This window comes from Flavobacterium sp. WC2421 (genome assembly GCF_040822115.1).
In the GTDB taxonomy this organism is placed as follows: Bacteria; Bacteroidota; Bacteroidia; order Flavobacteriales; family Flavobacteriaceae; genus Flavobacterium.
The window spans coordinates 1,537,719-1,555,390 of record NZ_CP162004.1 but is presented as its reverse complement, the minus strand read 5'-3'; the positions used below and the strand labels follow the sequence as shown (position 1 = coordinate 1,555,390).

The 17,672-nt window shown below is 35.3% G+C and carries 10 protein-coding genes; 3 read left to right on the top strand and 7 right to left on the bottom strand.

Features of this window, described 5'->3' with window-relative positions:
- Positions 1 to 14 precede the first annotated feature (14 nt).
- A complete protein-coding gene (gene purE, locus AB3G33_RS06505; RefSeq protein WP_367757146.1) occupies positions 15 to 500 on the top strand; it encodes a 5-(carboxyamino)imidazole ribonucleotide mutase in 486 nt (161 codons plus the stop codon).
- A 68-nt stretch (positions 501 to 568) separates the two neighbouring features.
- Here purE and AB3G33_RS06500 read toward each other — a convergent pair whose 3' ends face one another.
- On the bottom strand, positions 569 to 1,237 hold the full coding sequence (locus AB3G33_RS06500; RefSeq protein WP_367773519.1) for a hypothetical protein: 669 nt from the start codon (positions 1,235 to 1,237) through the stop codon (positions 569 to 571).
- A 232-nt stretch (positions 1,238 to 1,469) separates the two neighbouring features.
- Here AB3G33_RS06500 and AB3G33_RS06495 point away from each other — a divergent pair, with 232 nt between their 5' ends.
- Positions 1,470 to 3,497: a M3 family metallopeptidase gene (locus AB3G33_RS06495; RefSeq protein WP_367774105.1), complete on the top strand. Its 2,028-nt coding sequence runs from the start codon at positions 1,470 to 1,472 to the stop codon at positions 3,495 to 3,497.
- Between the two features lie 88 nt (positions 3,498 to 3,585).
- Here AB3G33_RS06495 and AB3G33_RS06490 read toward each other — a convergent pair whose 3' ends face one another.
- Positions 3,586 to 4,398 carry a hypothetical protein gene (locus AB3G33_RS06490; RefSeq protein WP_367773517.1) on the bottom strand — a complete coding sequence of 271 codons (813 nt, stop codon included), beginning with the start codon at positions 4,396 to 4,398 and terminating at the stop codon, positions 3,586 to 3,588.
- Positions 4,399 to 4,536: 138 nt separating this feature from the next.
- Here AB3G33_RS06490 and gcvP point away from each other — a divergent pair, with 138 nt between their 5' ends.
- Positions 4,537 to 7,380, top strand: coding sequence for an aminomethyl-transferring glycine dehydrogenase (gene gcvP / locus AB3G33_RS06485; protein WP_367773515.1), 2,844 nt, complete (start codon positions 4,537 to 4,539; stop codon positions 7,378 to 7,380).
- Between the two features lie 95 nt (positions 7,381 to 7,475).
- Here the strand turns inward: gcvP and AB3G33_RS06480 are convergent, their stop codons facing one another.
- From AB3G33_RS06480 to AB3G33_RS06460, 5 genes are all read right to left on the bottom strand, one after another.
- The gene (locus tag AB3G33_RS06480) at positions 7,476 to 10,112 is read right to left on the bottom strand and encodes a glycoside hydrolase family 3 C-terminal domain-containing protein (protein ID WP_367773513.1); all 2,637 of its coding nucleotides are present in this window, start codon (positions 10,110 to 10,112) and stop codon (positions 7,476 to 7,478) included.
- A 47-nt stretch (positions 10,113 to 10,159) separates the two neighbouring features.
- Positions 10,160 to 11,557, bottom strand: coding sequence for an endo-1,4-beta-xylanase (locus AB3G33_RS06475; RefSeq protein WP_367773511.1), 1,398 nt, complete (start codon positions 11,555 to 11,557; stop codon positions 10,160 to 10,162).
- A gap of 74 nt (positions 11,558 to 11,631) precedes the next feature.
- Complete coding sequence (locus tag AB3G33_RS06470) at positions 11,632 to 12,762, bottom strand: hypothetical protein (protein WP_367773509.1); 1,131 nt, start codon at positions 12,760 to 12,762, stop codon at positions 11,632 to 11,634.
- A 10-nt stretch (positions 12,763 to 12,772) separates the two neighbouring features.
- Complete coding sequence (locus tag AB3G33_RS06465; protein ID WP_367773507.1) at positions 12,773 to 14,296, bottom strand: RagB/SusD family nutrient uptake outer membrane protein; 1,524 nt, start codon at positions 14,294 to 14,296, stop codon at positions 12,773 to 12,775.
- 71 nt (positions 14,297 to 14,367) lie between these two features.
- Positions 14,368 to 17,463, bottom strand: coding sequence for a SusC/RagA family TonB-linked outer membrane protein (locus AB3G33_RS06460; protein WP_367773505.1), 3,096 nt, complete (start codon positions 17,461 to 17,463; stop codon positions 14,368 to 14,370).
- Between the last annotated feature and the right edge of the window lie 209 nt (positions 17,464 to 17,672).

The following is a 17,672-nucleotide window of genomic DNA, read 5'->3' as shown; positions in this document are numbered from 1 at the left end:
TAAATAATAAAAAAATGAAAGTAGCTATAATCATGGGAAGTATCTCAGATATGCCCGTAATGCAAGAAGCCATTGAAATCTTAAAAGGATTTGAAATAGAAACAGAAGTCGATATCGTTTCGGCACATAGAACACCTGAGAAACTTTTTGATTTTAGTAAAAATGCACATACTCGTGGTATTTCAGTAATTATTGCTGGTGCTGGTGGTGCCGCACATTTACCTGGAATGGTTGCTTCAATGTCTCCATTACCTGTAATTGGGGTTCCTGTAAAATCAAGTAATTCTATTGATGGCTGGGACAGCATTCTTTCTATTTTACAAATGCCAGGTGGCGTTCCCGTAGCAACTGTTGCACTTAACGGTGCAAAAAACGCAGGAATACTAGCTGCTCAAATTATTGGAAGTCATGATGCTGCTATTTTAGAAAAAGTAATCCAATATAAAACAGGATTAAAAGATGCCGTAATCATAGCATCCGAAAGTTTACTTAAAAAATAACAGCTCCTAATAGCAACAAAGGCTTCCCATTACGGAAGCCTTTGTTGTTTTAAAAAAATTGTTAGAGTTTATACCTCCTCTTCTATTTCCTCTAGAATACCTTCAAATTCTGAAGCGGTTATATCTTCATTATTAATCCAGTTCTCAGAAGTTACTAAACTGTAGTTTACATTATCTTCTGTATTCAATTCCCAAATAATACCTTCCGCTTCTGGGAAAGGAATGTTCTTAGACATTTGATCGTCAAACAATCTTTTTATCAAATTCCGATCAGACAATCCATTATTCAATAATTTCAGTACATTTTCGGCTGTCAATTCTTTCACTTCTCCATCAACTAGCGTCATTGAAAAATGAACAACTGAAGCTTTGGCATTAGGAAACTTTCCATTATACGCTTTAAAAAGCAATTGATTGATATGAAACAAGGTCCCTTGCAAATGAATTTCGGGATACTCTTCACATACTTTATCAATTAACATATTATGAGAAATTTGCTCTATTTGCCCTTCATTTAATTCTTCAGACAACTTGTAAGTAAGCACTATTTCAGCCGCTTCGTTAGGCTCATAATCAGATATGGCCATTTCTAGTAATTCTGGTAAATTCTTTTTTTCTGCAGTAGCCGCATCTGGAAAATTGAATTTTTCTAGTAATTGAATAAAATCTTCATCAGACCAATACCCTTCCACTTCATTTACAGTATCGATACGCTTTATTATAATTTGGTAATTCATTTATTGTATATTATTTGCAATTGTTAATGATTAGCTTATTCAAAATCTAATCTAATTGTACAATTTAAGCTTTTTATCGCTTCTAACGAAATAAATAACATAACTATAACACAAATACTTTAAGGAGGTATAGCGCAAATCAATCCAATTTTAACCGCTCCTTTTTCTATAAATCGCTACATTTGTAGTTCAAAATATTTCGTTTCAAATAATGAAAACTAATTATAATACAATGAAAGTCTTAACTTCAAAATTCAATACTAAATACGATACTGCTCCTTTTTCTAAAATAAAGAATGAAGATTATCTACCCGCTTTTCTAGAAGGAATCGCATTGGCAAAAGCCGAAATTGACGCTATTGTCCAAAACAATGACACACCTACTTTTCAAAATACTATAGAGGCATTAGATTTTAGTGGATATACGCTAGATCGTCTTTCCAGTATTTTCTTCAATTTGAATTCGGCGGAAACCAATGATGAAATGCAAAAAATCGCTCAAGAAGTTTCTCCTTTACTCTCTGATTTTGGCAATGACATCACTCTTAATGCTGATTTATTTGCAAAAGTAAAAGCTATTTACGAACAAAAGGATAACTTGAACCTTAACCCAGAACAGTCTACATTACTAGACAAAAAATACAAAGGTTTCTCTAGAAATGGCGCCAATTTACCTGAAGACAAAAAGATCTTGCTTCGAGAAATAGACAAAGAACTGTCTAAAACAAGCCTTAAGTTTGGTGAAAATGTTTTAGCAGAAACACAAGGGTTTCAATTGCATATTATAGATGAAAGCGACTTATCCGGCTTACCTGAAGGAACTATAGAAGCTGCTCGTTCACTAGCCAAGAGCCAAGATAGTGATGGATGGATTTTTACCTTAGATTACCCAAGTTATGTTCCGTTTGTCACTTATTCAGATAAACGTGAACTTAGAAAGAAAATGGCAATCGCTTTTGGCGCCAAAGGTTTTCAAAACAACGAATTTGACAATCAGGAAAATGTACTTAAAATTGCCAAATTGCGTTTTGACAGAGCACAACTTTTAGGGTATGCAACACATGCTCATTTTGTATTGGAAGAGCGTATGGCCGAAAGTCCTGAAAAAGTAAAATCATTCTCTCATGATTTATTGGCAAAAGCCAAACCTGCCGCTTTAAAAGAATTTGCTGAATTATCTGCTTTCGCCAAAAAACTAGACGGACTTGAACAACTAGAAAAATGGGATGGACCATATTATTCGGAAAAATTAAAACAAGAATTATTTAATTTGGATGATGAAAAACTAAAACCGTATTTTCAACTAGAAAAAGTTTTAAAGGGTGCTTTTACCATTGCTGGAAAATTATATGGACTTACTTTTACTGAAATATTTGATATCGATAAATATCATGACGAAGTGGTGACTTATGAAGTTACTGATGCTAATAAGGAGTTAGTTGCTATTTTCTACGCTGATTTTTTCCCTCGAAAAGGAAAACGAAATGGTGCTTGGATGACTTCATTCAAAACCCAATTTATTAAAGATGGCGTAAACGAAAGACCACATATTTCTAATGTTTGTAATTTCACAAAACCTACTGAAACAAAACCTTCTTTATTAACTTTTAATGAAGTGACCACTTTGTTTCATGAATTTGGCCATGGATTACATGGAATGTTAGCCAATACTACTTATCCAAGTTTATCTGGAACATCAGTATATTGGGACTTTGTAGAGCTTCCAAGTCAAATCATGGAAAACTGGTGTTATGAGTCGGAAGCTTTAGCTTTATTCGCTACTCATTATCAAACTGGTGAAATGATTCCGATGGAATATGTTACTAAAATTAAAGAAAGTGCCAGTTTCCAAGAAGGGATGGCAACGATGCGACAATTGAGTTTTGGACTATTAGATATGGGATGGCATGGACAAGACCCTACATCAATTACTGATTTAAAAGCATTCGAAACAGAACAATTTGCCGATACGCAATTGTATCCTGAAGTAGCAGAAAATGCCATGAGCACTTCTTTTTCACACATCTTTCAAGGCGGATACTCATCAGGGTACTACAGCTACAAATGGGCCGAAGTTCTCGACGCAGATGCTTTTGAATATTTTCAAGAAAAAGGAATTTTCAACAAAGAAGTGGCTGATAAATTCAAAGACAATATCCTATCAAAAGGTGGCACCGAACACCCAATGATTTTATACAAACGTTTTAGAGGACACGAACCAAGTCCTGATGCTTTATTGAAAAGAGCTGGATTGATATAAATTACCGATTAAGACCGAAGTGAGAGCTTCGGTCTTTTTATTTCAAACTGGGAAAATTATTGATCTCTATTCACCAAAACTACTGTTTTTAAAAGAAAACCACCATCAGCCACCAAAAAATCGGAATGCTTTCCACCCAAAAAGAAGTGTAATATTTAGATCGGGTTTCATTGGCGAAAGCCAAAAATAATGAAAGAGCGAGAACTAGAATTCCATTAACAATCAATTGTTCTTCAATAAAATTATTTTTTAAAAACTCTAAAAAATAAAAAGGAAGCAATAGCAACAAACCTACCATTTTTGTTCGCTTCACACCTATTTGTTGTGGTACCGTTTTTAGATGTGGATCGTCATTTGCCAAATCCAATATCTCAAAAATAAGAATCAGCACAAAAACCAATATAAAACGTTGAATACATTTTAGATAAAAGTCAAGTCCAAGTGCAATATGTGCATTCACTAAGGGTAAAACCAGCGTCACTCCTACCCAACACAAAGCCACAATATAAATTTTTACTCCTGCCCAGTTTCTAGCATTTTTTCTATTGGGGAAAAATGGAAGTGTATAAAGCAATGTTAAAGCAAGGACACCAATAGAAACCATTTGGGTAATCAGTTGTAATTTAAAGAAAAAATACCCAACAGCAATCAAAGAAAAAAAACTCAAAACCGCAATTAACTTAAGCTCCTTGCGCATCGTGTGTTTTTTGGCTCTTGCCAAAGCATCATATTTTACAAAATTATATCCTACGATTGTCCCAAAAAAAGCAAAATAAGCCATGGGATCATCCGTCGATATGTTGAACATAAAATGCGTCATTCGCACCAATGCGTATACAGAAAGTGCAACGTGAATACTGCTTCTGATATAAAAATCCAATAGTTGTTTAAAGCTAATCATTAAACAAAATTAATCAATTGTAAGCAAATACCACATTTAGTTGAAAAATTGATAAAAATTGAATGTTAAAACCCGAATTAGATTGTTTATAATACTTATTTTTGCACCACTAAAAAAACACAACATTACCATATATACATGAAAACAGACTCATTTGCTTTAAGACACTTAGGCCCAAGGGAAAACGATTTACCAAAAATGTTAGAAACCATAGGTGTTGAAACTTTAGATCAGTTAATATTCGAAACTATTCCTACTGACATTCGATTAAAGAAACCGTTGGAATTGGAGCATATTATGACTGAATATGAATATGCAAATCACATTCGGTTATTAGGTCGTACTAACAAAGTGTATACATCCTATATTGGTTTAGGGTACCACCCTACCATTGTCCCTCCAGCAATTCAAAGAAATATTTTTGAAAACCCAGGATGGTATACCGCTTACACACCATACCAAGCCGAAATTGCTCAAGGTCGTCTTGAAGCTATTTTGAATTTTCAAACCATGGTTATTGAATTAACGGGAATGGAAATTGCAAACGCCTCTTTACTTGATGAAAGTACCGCTGCAGCTGAAGCCATGGCTTTGTTATACGATGTTCGATTAAGAGATCAAAAGAAAAATAATGTATGTAAATTCTTCGTTTCTGAAGAGATTTTACCACAAACATTATCCGTTTTACAAACGCGTTCTGCTCCCATTGGTGTAGAATTAGTGATAGGAAATCACCAAGAATTTGATTTCTCAGAAGAGTTTTTTGGAGCTATTTTACAATATCCAGGAAAATACGGTCAAGTATATGATTATGCTGACTTCATCAAAAAAGCAAATGATAACGAAATAAAAGTAGCGGTTGCTGCCGATATTTTATCACTAGTAAAGCTAACGCCTCCAGGTGAAATGGGAGCTGCAGTAGTAGTAGGAACAACACAACGTTTTGGAATACCAATGGGTTATGGTGGACCACATGCTGCTTATTTTGCAACAAAAGAAGAGTACAAACGTTCTATGCCAGGAAGAATCATTGGAGTTTCGCAAGATGCTAATGGGAACCGCGCTTTACGTATGGCATTGCAAACACGTGAACAACATATTAAGCGTGAGAAAGCAACTTCAAACATTTGTACTGCTCAAGTATTATTATCAGTTATGGCTGGAATGTTTGCAGTATATCACGGTCCAAAAGGATTAAAATACATTGCTAATAAAGTCCATTCTGCTGCTGCAACTTTAGCTGAGGCTTTAAATCAATTAGGTGTTTTTCAAACCAACACAGCTTTTTTTGATACTATAGTAGTAAAAGCAGATGCTCAAAAAGTAAAAACTATTGCCGAAAAGAATGAGGTAAACTTCTATTATATCGATAATGAAACGATTTCTATCTCAGTAAATGAGACCATTTTATCATCTGATATTAATCAAGTAATTGCCATTTTTGCTGAAGCAGTAGGAAAAGAAGCTTTTGAAGTTTCGGAATATGTTTTAGAGAACAATTATCCGATGCTTTTAAACAGAACATCGGAATTCTTAACGCATGAGGTATTCAACAAATACCATTCGGAAACGATTATGATGCGTTATATCAAAAAATTAGAACGTAAAGATTTATCATTAAATCATTCGATGATCGCTTTGGGTTCTTGTACTATGAAATTGAATGCAGCTGCTGAAATGTTACCATTAAGTATGCCGTATTGGAATACTATCCATCCATTTGCACCTTTAGATCAAGTTGAAGGGTACACTAAAATGCTTAAAAAATTAGAGCATCAATTAAATGTGATTACTGGTTTTGCAGGAACTACATTACAACCTAACTCTGGAGCCCAAGGCGAATATGCCGGTTTAATGACTATTCGCGCGTACCACCAATCAAGAGGCGATGAGAAAAGAACTATTTGTTTGATTCCTGCGTCGGCTCACGGAACAAACCCTGCATCGGCAGCAATGGCTGGAATGAAAATTATCGTGACCAAAACAATGGAAAATGGTAATATTGATGTAGAAGATGTTAGAGAAAAAGCGATTCAATACAAAGATGAATTGTCTTGTTTAATGGTAACATATCCATCTACTCACGGTGTTTTTGAAAGTGCTATTAGAGAAATCACTCAAATTATTCACGATAACGGTGGACTAGTTTACATGGATGGTGCTAATATGAATGCTCAAGTAGGTTTAACAAATCCAGCTACTATTGGCGCTGACGTTTGTCACTTGAACTTGCATAAAACATTCGCAATTCCTCACGGAGGTGGTGGACCAGGTGTAGGACCTATTTGTGTAAACGAAAAATTAGTCCCGTTTTTACCAACAAACCCATTAGTAAAAGTAGGTGGTGAAAAAGGAATTACTGCTATATCTGGAGCGCCTTATGGATCAGCTTTAGTTTGCTTGATCTCTTATGGATACATTTGTATGTTAGGTGCTGAAGGAATTACTAATGCAACTAAATATGCTATCCTGAACGCTAACTACATGAAAGCGCGTTTAGAAGAGCACTACCCTATCTTATATTCTGGTGAAAAAGGAAGAGCAGCTCACGAAATGATTCTAGACTGCAGAGGTTTCAAAGTAAAAGGTATCGAAGTATCTGATATTGCAAAACGTTTAATGGATTATGGTTTTCATGCTCCAACTGTTTCTTTCCCAGTGGCTGGAACGTTAATGATTGAACCAACAGAATCAGAAGATGTAGGAGAATTGGATCGTTTTTGTGACGCTATGATAGCCATTCGTAAAGAAATTGAAGAATCTTCTGTCGAAGAACCAAACAATGTATTGAAAAACGCACCACATACTTTAGCAATGCTTACTGCTGACACATGGGTATTACCTTATTCAAGAGAAAAAGCAGCATATCCTTTAGAATATGTAGCGGAGAATAAATTTTGGCCAAGTGTTCGTCGTGTAGATGAAACCTATGGGGATAGAAATTTAGTTTGTAGTTGTGCGCCAATCGAAGCGTATATGTAATATGTACTGATCCCTTTGAAAAAAGGAATTAAAATAACAAACCCCAAATGCTATTATAAAGCATTTGGGGTTTTATTTTGCGACTACTTTTGGGTCTAATACACCACTGTAGTTCCTACTAAATTTATTTTTTTTAGCATTACTTTGCCTTCTTTTTCACGCTGTGCATTGGGTTGCATTCCTCCTACCGAAAACAGAATTTCGCCAGAATTCAATTTTAAACCTGCATTTGTAAACTGTGCTAACTGCTTAGGCTGAATGGTAAAAGATACTTTTTTAGTTTCTGAAGCTTTTAGAAAAATACGGTCAAAACCAATCAAAGTTCTTATAGTTTCTCTTTCATCGGCTTTAGGATTTGTAAAATACACTTGCACGACCTCATCGCCATCTAATTTACCGCTGTTTGTCACATCAACATTTATCGTGACTGCTTCTCCCGTAATCACTTCATTTTTAATATCCAGATTTGTATATTTAAAAGTCGAATAACTCAATCCAAACCCGAAATCATACAAAGGAGCACCTTTAAAATAACGGTATGTTTTCCCTTTCATGCTGTAATCGTTAAAAGCAGGAATATCCTTTATATCTTTATAAAAAGTCAATGGCAAACGTCCCGCAGGGTTGTAATCTCCAAAAATAACATCGGCAATTGCAGTACCTCCTGCTTGTCCAGGATACCAACTTTCAATAATAGCAGGAATATTATCATTCTCCCAATTAATTCCCACTGCGCTTCCGTTGAGCATCACCAACACCATTGGTTTCCGTAATTCCTGTAGCTTTTTCATTAATCGCGTTTGCGTATCGGGTAGTTTAATATCCAAACGATCCCCACCTGAAAAACCAGGCACCTGCACTTTCATTTCTTCGCCTTCCAGCATTGGACTTAAACCCATACATAAAACAACCACATCAGACTCTTTGGCCACGGCCAAAGCTTCCTTTTCAAGATCATTGTTTGGTGTATCCCACAAGAAACGCATAATAGCATGTTCCGTATTGTTTTGTTTGTATTCCAGTTTAATTTTGTACACTTTCTTGGCTTCTAATTCGACGAATTCATAGATTTTTTTTGGTTCATGAACATCCTCTCGTTCCACCACCAGTTTGTCATCAAGATACAATTTCATACTAGAAAAAGCTTCACCACCCAACGCATATTTCCCAGATTCAGGAACCGACAAATATCCTGTCCATCTGGCAGCATATTTATCATAACTCAAGTCTTTAAAAGGGGCTGTAATTTTCCAAATAAAGTCAATTTCTGGATCTATTCGCTTATGCAAAGGTGTTCCAGAGAACTCTAAGTTCGAAAAATACTCGGCATTAAGACCCGCTGTTTTACAACTTACATCCGCAAACAAAACAGCTGATGGAACGGTTTTTAAGTTTGGTAAACCATCCGCAAGACTACATCCTTGAGCAAATTGCACCTGAGTATTTGGTAATTTATTTTGAATTCCTTTGAAAGGTGTAATTCCGTTTGATGGAAACCCATTATAATTTCCGAGTAAAACATCTAATTCATTCGCATTTGGACCAATAACAGCTATTTTTTTTAGATTTTTGTTTAGAGGTAAAATGTTATTTTCGTTTTTCAAAAGCACCAATGACTTTCTAGCCGATTCCAGCGCTAATAATCTATGCACCTCAGAATCTACTACACTAAACGGAATTTTTTCAAATTTCACATCTCCTTTTGGAGCAAAAAGACCCAGTTTCATTCGAGCTACAATCAATCTTTCAACAGAAATATTTAGCTCTGCTTCGGTGATTAATTTTTGTTGTATCGCTTTTACTAATGACGGATAAGAGTCCCCACAATTCAAATCGGTTCCTGCTTTTACTGCCATTGCCGAAGCTTCTTCTCTGGTGGCTACCACTTCATGTGCTCCTTTGTCATAGAAATCTTTTACCGCCCAACAATCAGAAACAATATAGCCTTTGAAACCCCAATCGTTGCGCAACAAATCGCTCAAAGCTTTATTGCCACAACAAGGCAATCCTTTGTAACTGTTGTAAGCACACATGACCGAATAGACCTTGGCCTCTTTCACGACTTTTTCAAATTGTGGACTGTAGGTATTGATCATATCAAAATCATTTGGCTCCGCATTGAAACTATGTCGCTCACTTTCTGGTCCACTATGTACTACAAAATGCTTTGCCGTAGCAATCAATTTATAATATTTAGGATCATCACCTTGCAACCCTTTTACAAACTGTACTGCTAACTCCCCAGTTAAATAAGGATCTTCACCGTAAGTTTCCATACCACGTCCCCAACGTGGGTCCCTAAAAATATTGATATTGGGAGTCCAGAACGTTAATCCTTGGTAAATTCCTCTTTTATTTCTTGAAGTAAATTCTTGATGCTTGGCTCTAGCTTCATCTGATATTGCAGTAGAAATTTTAAACATTTGTTTGCGATCCCACATCGCACTCATCCCTATTCCTTGTGGAAAAACAGTTGCCGTACCCGCGCGAGCCACTCCATGAAGGCATTCATTCCACCAATTCATCTCAGGAATCCCTAATCGTCCGATAGCAGAAGATTCATAAGTCATTTGAGATACTTTTTCGGCTAGAGTCATTTGCGACACTATAAATTGAGCTCGCTCTTCAAATGATTTAGTAGAATCCTTATGAAATGCTAATTGCCTTTGTGTTTGACAAGAGACAATTGCTACCAATAAGAATATTGATAGCATTGTTTTTTTATTCATCATCTCAATTACATTTTATTACTTTATAAATCAGACTTAGTTATGGTGTGCTAGTCTAAGCCTTCTAAGAAACCTGTATGGGCACTTTTAATTTTAAAATTAGAGTCAAAAAGCAATGGCCAATCATTCCCAACATGATTCAAATCGGTACTGTAAGGTATCCAAGATTCATTGTCTTTGAATCCCCAAACTGTAAAAGCATATTTATTTACTGAAGGAAGCGCATTATAAATTTTGACTATTTCTTTGTATTTGTCTTTTTGAATTAATCTTCTTTCATTCGTAAAAGTGCTAATATCATTAGCTGGGTTTACTTGCAAATCAAATTCAGAAATATGAATTTTCAACCCTTTGGAAACCGCTTTATTAATATCGGCCTCTATTTGAGCTTTAGTGGGATTAAGATACGTATTGTGCATTTGAAAGCCTAATCCATCAATTAGATTACTAGCTTTCAAATCATCAACAATAGCATACATTTTATTTTGCTTCGGAAGATTATCGGGTGTTGCATATTCATTATAGAATAATAAAAGATTTTTATCTCCTGCTGCTGTTGCCGCTTCACGTGCCCACTTAAAACAGTCATTTACATAGTTTGGTCCCATTCGAGTAAGGAAAATTGTACTTCTCATTCCGCCATTACTATCATCCACAGCTTCGTTGACCACATCCCACGATTTTACTTTGCCTGCATAATGGGTAACTACATCAGTTATGTATTTTTTTACTTCTAATGCAAAAGCGGCATCAGTTCCTGTATAATTTTTCAACCAATCTGGTACTGCGTTATGCCACACTAGCGCATGACCATGAACATTAATTCCATTTGTATTCCCATAGGCTACAATTTTATCGGCAGCAGCCCAATTATATTGTCCACTTCCTATCGAAATGGGATTCATTTTCATTTCATATTCGGCAGTGATACTGCTAAATTCATTTTTAAGCACGACATCATACGCACTTCCATTTGTTAATTGGTTTGCTTTTACAGCCACACCCACAAAAAACGGATTAGGTAGTTTATTTGCTTTTACTTTTAGAAAAGTAGGGTCTTCAGGTATATTACTTGTACCTGTTGTTACCACTGTGACTACGTTTGAATAATCGGACGTTTGAGAGTTATTCTTTGCTTTCACTCGGTAGTAATATTTTGTCCCTCCATTCAAGCCATTGACCACTATATTCAAATCGGCTATTGATTTTGCATTATAATCCGGCAAAAAACTTGAGAAGTCAGCTGTCAACGAAACATCCAAAAGATAGGTGTTTGCAGTCGAAACAAAATTCCATCTTGCTTTAAAACTCGTATCTGTAATATCTGAAGCTGCGTTTGCCAATGGTGAGCCTAAAGAAATTGCAACGGTATCCCCCCCATTCTCTTTTGAACAAGAATTCAAAGAGAATAAAATCATAGTACAGATTAGTAAAAATTTATTTTTCATAATTATTATTTTATAAAAAGGTTGTTAATTAATAACAACCTTTTTGGTTTTCTTTCTCAATACAGTTTCTTGATTTAGATCTTGTATTTAATTTTGATATTATCAAACTTAATAATTGTAGGATTGGGAGTATCACCTTGAACAATTGCAATTTTAATTTCTTTGATTTTAGAAACATCTAAATCTGTTCCAGTAGCATTACCACCATAACCGTAATTGTCTTTAAAGTCAGCTATTAAAATTGATTTTGTCGCCCAATCTGTAGTAGCTACTTTAAAATTATATCCATAATCTTTACCGTCAATAGTGTTCAATTGAATGGCAAAGTGTGCATTAGCAACATTAGCACTTACATCGATATCAATATAGGCTTTAGTCGCATCAGTATAACTTGGGTTTGCTGCAAAAAAGGTTGCGCCTTCTCCACCGCTGCAACCATTGTACCCGTTTGTAGTAGCACCAGTCCATGAATATTGTGCATAATTTCCAGTAGGACCACCAGTTGTAGCTGCGTTAAACGAAGCTACATCACCATATGAAAACCACCCTGAACCTGGTCTCGTTCCGCCACCGTCAAAATCCGTTACATTGACAATAGTAAATCCTAAACTTACCTCCATAAAACGAGTAACAGAACCACTAGGAGTTGTAATTACTAAATCACCCGCTGAAGTTGCACTAGCAGGAATATTAATAAACAATGAGGTAGGTGAACTTACCGTAAAACCAATAGGATTACCTTTAAAAGTAACACTACTCACATCATAAAACCAATCTCCAGTTACCTCAGCTGTTTTCCCAACTAAAGGTGTTTCTGGCGTAAGACCACTAATAGTAGGAAGCGGTTGTAAAATTTCAAAATCTTTTGTAACAGAACCACTTGCTGTAATAAAAGTTATGGTTTGCTTACCAAATCGACTGCCTTTTTTTACATCAAACGGAATAGTAAAAATGAAAGACTTATCCGAATTATACGTCGGATTAAAACTCACATCAATTTTATTGTCAAGGATAATTTGCTTTAAGCCAGCTAATGATTGTCCTTCGACTCTTACTTTTTTAAGAGGGAACGACTGGTTTAATAAATCACCCGGTTCTGCAACTATTGCATCTACTTGCATCGGCACTATATCTTCATTTTGACAAGCTATAAGGCAAAACAAGGTCAAAAGGAATAGGATGCTATTTTTTATTTTATTTTTCATAGTCTAAGATTTAATTAAAATTGTACGGTACAGCTGGTTCTAATAAAGAAGGATTGGTATCAATTGCAGACTGTGGCAAGGGAAGTTCAAAATAATTACTTCCAGGAGTAATCAAACTTGACACCAAAGCCGTTCTTGCATCATCAGAATAAAAACCAACTTCTTGCTGAGAAATGACTGAAATAGCCTCACTAAGTCCTCTGCGTTTCAGGTCAAAGAAATATTGCCCTTCCAGCGCGAACTCGATTCTTCTTTCTTTAAATAATTCATCTCTCGTCAAAACGGTTTTGGTAGGTAAACCAGCTCTGGTTCTCACTTCATTAAATGCTCTCAATGCAGAAGCATCTGTAGTTGAAGATGCACCAGCTAACTTAGCTTCGGCATGCATTAATAAAATATCCGAATAACGAAGGATAATGGTGTTTTGCGATGTTCTCATAAAAAACACATCATTTCTTTCGGCAGCTGATCCTACAATGTACTTTCTAAAGTTAGCTCCCGTAGCCGAGTAGATTTTTTTGTATTTAAATCCTCCTGCATTAATTAACAATTCTGGGTAGAAATCGCCATCAGTCATAATGGTTTGTATTTTTCTTTTGTCATTTGCTTCAAACCCTTTTTGCAAAGAAATCGAAGGTAAATAAACACCCCATCCATCAGCACCACCAGTTATTCCTGTTCCGCCAGGAACAATGTACGCTTGATTGGTGTTTTGCGTTCCCCATTGCGTGGCAATAGCTTTCCATTGTAAAGCAAACATACTCTCAGCACTATTATTGGATTCTGGACTACTGAACAATTTACCGTAATCTTGAATTAACGAATATTGACTGCTCATCACTTCTTGGGTCAATGCCACACATTCTGAGTATTCCTTTAAGGTCAAATGTACTTTGGCCATAATTCCTTTAGCCACTGTTTTATTAACGTATCCTTTTTTTACAGATGCTTCAGGTAAGTTATCAATTGCATATTGCAGGTCTAATTTGATGAATTTATAAACATCGGCTATAAGATTTCTTTTGGGCTGGGCTGCCGAACCCGCTTTGGCAACAATAGGTACTGCTCCAAAAGTTCTAACTAGGTAAAAATAAGCATTGGCTCTCATAAATCTTGATATGGCTATAGAGTTTTTATAAGAAGCCTCAGGTAATTCACTCTTTCTTTCTTCGACCAAGCGCATTAAACTATTGGCTTGATCTACAACAGAAAATAAAGACGTATATCCTTCGGTTAAAATTGGATTTTGGGAGGTTACTTGAGCATCTTTAAATTGTTGATAGGCACCATCAAAAGTAAAGGCATTTCCAGCATACATATCTCCTATCGCGATTAAGAATTTGTCATTAAATGTAAACCAAGGTTTGAAATACATACTCTCGGCGATTCCATCAAAAGGGGTTATACCTGCTGGTAAATCAGCTGGCGTTAGCTGATTTTCTGAGGGTGCGTTCAGAAATTCATCTGAACAGGAAAACAAGGATAATACTGCAATTAGCAGCATAATCGAAAAAGGTTTTATTATTTTTTTCATAACATTTGTTCTAAGTGTCTTACTCTCTTTTTGAGCTAGCTAAAAATGAAATAGCTATCCTTAATTAAAAATTAAAATTCTAAATTCACCCCTATAGATGTAGTTCTAGGCACAGGATATCTTCCTAAATCAATACCACTTAAAGTTACATTTTGATCTAAATTACCTAGTGCTGGATCAAATCCTGAGTACTTTGTAAACGTGTGCAAATTTTGAACATTTACATATACTTTAGCTTTTGTGAAGAACGAACTGGCTAATACCTTAACTGGCAAGTCATATCCCAAAGAAATATTTTGAATTCTCAAATACGATCCATCTTCAACAAAACGATCCGAAATTCTACCATTTCCATTTGGATCAGTAAAAGTAATTCTTGGTTCATTTGTGTTTTCATTTACACCTACTTCAAACGCATTTAATACCCTTGTACTCACATTAGAATATCTATCTCCAAATCCTGGATAGATTCCATCGGTATAATGACGTGTAAAATTGTAAATTTCGTTTCCTTGACTTCCTTGAAGCACTATTGATAAATTAAAGTTTTTATATTTAAAATTATTGGTCACAGCATACGTAAAATCAGGAATTGCACTACCTATAGGTGCTTGATCTTTAGAGTCAATTTTCCCATCTTGATTCAAATCTTTAAAACGAATATCACCTACCGCTGTACCAGTTTCTTGAATTGGCCCTGCTGCTAGTTCGGCTGCGTTTTTATAAAGTCCATCTGTGACATATCCATAAAATTGACCTACTGGTTGTCCTTCTGTAGTTCTGCTAATGGTATATAAGTCAAATTGTACTTTTCCCAACAATGATTTACCAACCCCTTGAAAACGAGTCAACTCATTATTATACTTTGAAAATATAATAGAAGTATCCCATTTAAAATTAGGTGTAGAAAAATTTCTAGTATTGATCGAAATATCGATTCCTTTGGTTTTAATCTCACCTGTATTTAAATAAAAATTTTGTGCACTTTGGTTCGATTCATCATTGATTTGTTTGGTCAAGAAGTTTGATGAGGTTTTGATGTAATAATCAACATCCAGTTTTACTGCATCATTAAAAATCCCAACCTCAATACCCAAGTTTAATGACTTAAGTGATTCCCATTTAATATCAGGATTTCCCAAATTGTCAATCGTAGGGGAAGTACCTCCAAAAGGCGAGGCGATTAAAGACAAAATGGTTTGGTATCTATTAGCTGGAATATTTTGATTTCCTACAGCACCATAACCAGCTCTCAATTTTAAATAATTGATGTATTTATTATTAGCCAAGAAATCTTCATTACTTACTGTCCATGCTCCAGAAAACGCAGGAAAATACCCCCATTTATTATTTGGTCCAAAATTGGAAGAAGCATCGGCTCTTAAAGAAGCTGAGAAAGAATACTTGTCCGAAAACCCATAATTAAATCTAGAAATATAAGAACTCATAGACCATCTCCCCGATCCGTTCCCATTTAGAGCGGTATCAATATCCCCAATATCCAGGTTATTAAAATTGCTAGTTAAAAATTGACCCGATCTAAAACCACTTAAATATTCGTATCTACTTTCTTGGGATTCTTGTCCAAGTAATACTGTAAAATTGTGTTTTTCATTGATCGATTTATTGTAGGTAAAATAATTTTTTACATTCCAATAAAAACTTTGATCTTGTTGTTTGTAGGATCTATTCAAAAGTTCCGTAACATTTCCTAAAGTATAGCTCGGTGCAAACGAACTATTTTTACCAAAATTCAAGTCGTAACCCAATTCTGATCTAAAAACCAAACCCTTTACTAGATTAATGTCTGAAAACAAGTTTCCGTTAATTTTATAGCGTTGTGTGGTTGCGTTATTAAATTCAGCTAATGCGATTGGGTTGCTTGCCTCATTGGCAGATGACCCTAAATTGCCTGTAGGACCTGCAAAAGAACCATCAGCATATCGAACAGGTAACTCTGGTGATTGTCTCAAAGTATTCATTACCAGTCCTCCTCTGTCATCATTTCTTACCACCCTTTGGGTTGATTTACTTAATGACATATTATTTCCTATTTTTAACCAAGATTTCACTTTGGAATCCACATTCAAACGCAAGGATAATCTATTGAAATCAGAATTCAATACAATCCCTTCTTGATCAAAATAATTCAAAGAAGTATAATATCTTGTCCCATCCTTTTCACCAGAAACTGAAAGTTGATGATTGTAAATCGTAGCATTTCTAAAAAGTTCATCCTGCCAGTTTGTTCCCTTCCCTAATAAATCTGGGCTTTGGTATTGAAACGGAACAGCTTCTCCATTTAATTGATATACTTTTGCTTGGTATTTTGCGTATTGAGGCAAATCCAAAACAGATACAAATTTGGTTGCTTGTTGCATACCTACATAGGTTTCATAACTCACGATTGATTTCCCTTTTTTACCGCTTTTTGTGGTAATCAACACAACTCCATTGGCACCATTTGCACCATAAATGGCAGTTGCCGATGCATCTTTTAGAATATCGATTGACTCAATATCCGAAATATTCAAACTTGATAATGCCGAGTTTTTCGTTTGCCCATTTCCTCCTCCTAACGCGCTAAATGAAAATGAATCATTATTCTTATCCGCAAAAATCGGAGTTCCATCAATCACATACAAAGGTTCGTTTCCATTGATTGAAGTTATCCCTCTAATTTGAACTGAAATCCCTCCTCCAGGTGTTCCTGAATTTTGAGTTACATTGACACCAGCCGCTTTTCCTATAAGGGCTTGATCAATAGAAGTAAATGGTTTATCTTGCAGTTCTGAGGCTTTTACAGATGAAATTGCTCCAGTAATGTCTTTCCTTTTTGAAGTACCATAACCTACTACCACAACCTCATTAAGATTTTGAGAATCTTCAATCATAACAATCTGCATATTGTTTACTGCAGTTTGAGTAGTTGTTTTAAAACCGATATAGCTAAAAGTTAGCTTTGATTTAGCCGATACATTATTTAAAACAAACGCACCTTCAAAATCTGTACTTGTACCCTTTTTTGTCCCTTCGACTATGACACTAACACCTGGGAGTGGTAGACCTCCTGATGTAACTTTACCTTTAACCGTTTGTGCAAAGAAATGACTTCCCGACATAAACATAATTAGTAACAATAGCCTTTTTAATGTTCTTTTCTTCATAAAAATTGTTGGTTTGGAATTGATTAATATTTTAAATTGGTTAGTTAAAAACTGCATCAAAAACCTATCTGGCTATTTCATTACAAATGGTAATTTATAGCGAGATGATTATGCTGAAATTTTCTTATCTAAAATAGAGGGACAGGGAGCGGTATCATAAAACAGATGTTGCATCTTATAAGATATTTGATGCACAAATGCGCTAAAAC

Bases quoted from the DNA above. Each gene is read 5' to 3' on its own strand.
- AB3G33_RS06500 (WP_367773519.1), bottom strand. From the start codon at position 1,237: ATGAATTACCAAATTATAATAAAGCGTATCGATACTGTAAATGAAGTG.
- AB3G33_RS06480 (WP_367773513.1), bottom strand. From the start codon at position 10,112: ATGATGAATAAAAAAACAATGCTATCAATATTCTTATTGGTAGCAATT.
- gcvP (WP_367773515.1), top strand. From the start codon at position 4,537: ATGAAAACAGACTCATTTGCTTTAAGACACTTAGGCCCAAGGGAAAAC.
- purE (WP_367757146.1), top strand. From the start codon at position 15: ATGAAAGTAGCTATAATCATGGGAAGTATCTCAGATATGCCCGTAATG.
- AB3G33_RS06460 (WP_367773505.1), bottom strand. From the start codon at position 17,463: ATGAAGAAAAGAACATTAAAAAGGCTATTGTTACTAATTATGTTTATG.
- AB3G33_RS06490 (WP_367773517.1), bottom strand. From the start codon at position 4,398: ATGATTAGCTTTAAACAACTATTGGATTTTTATATCAGAAGCAGTATT.
- AB3G33_RS06470 (WP_367773509.1), bottom strand. From the start codon at position 12,762: ATGAAAAATAAAATAAAAAATAGCATCCTATTCCTTTTGACCTTGTTT.
- AB3G33_RS06465 (WP_367773507.1), bottom strand. From the start codon at position 14,296: ATGAAAAAAATAATAAAACCTTTTTCGATTATGCTGCTAATTGCAGTA.
- AB3G33_RS06495 (WP_367774105.1), top strand. From the start codon at position 1,470: ATGAAAGTCTTAACTTCAAAATTCAATACTAAATACGATACTGCTCCT.
- AB3G33_RS06475 (WP_367773511.1), bottom strand. From the start codon at position 11,557: ATGAAAAATAAATTTTTACTAATCTGTACTATGATTTTATTCTCTTTG.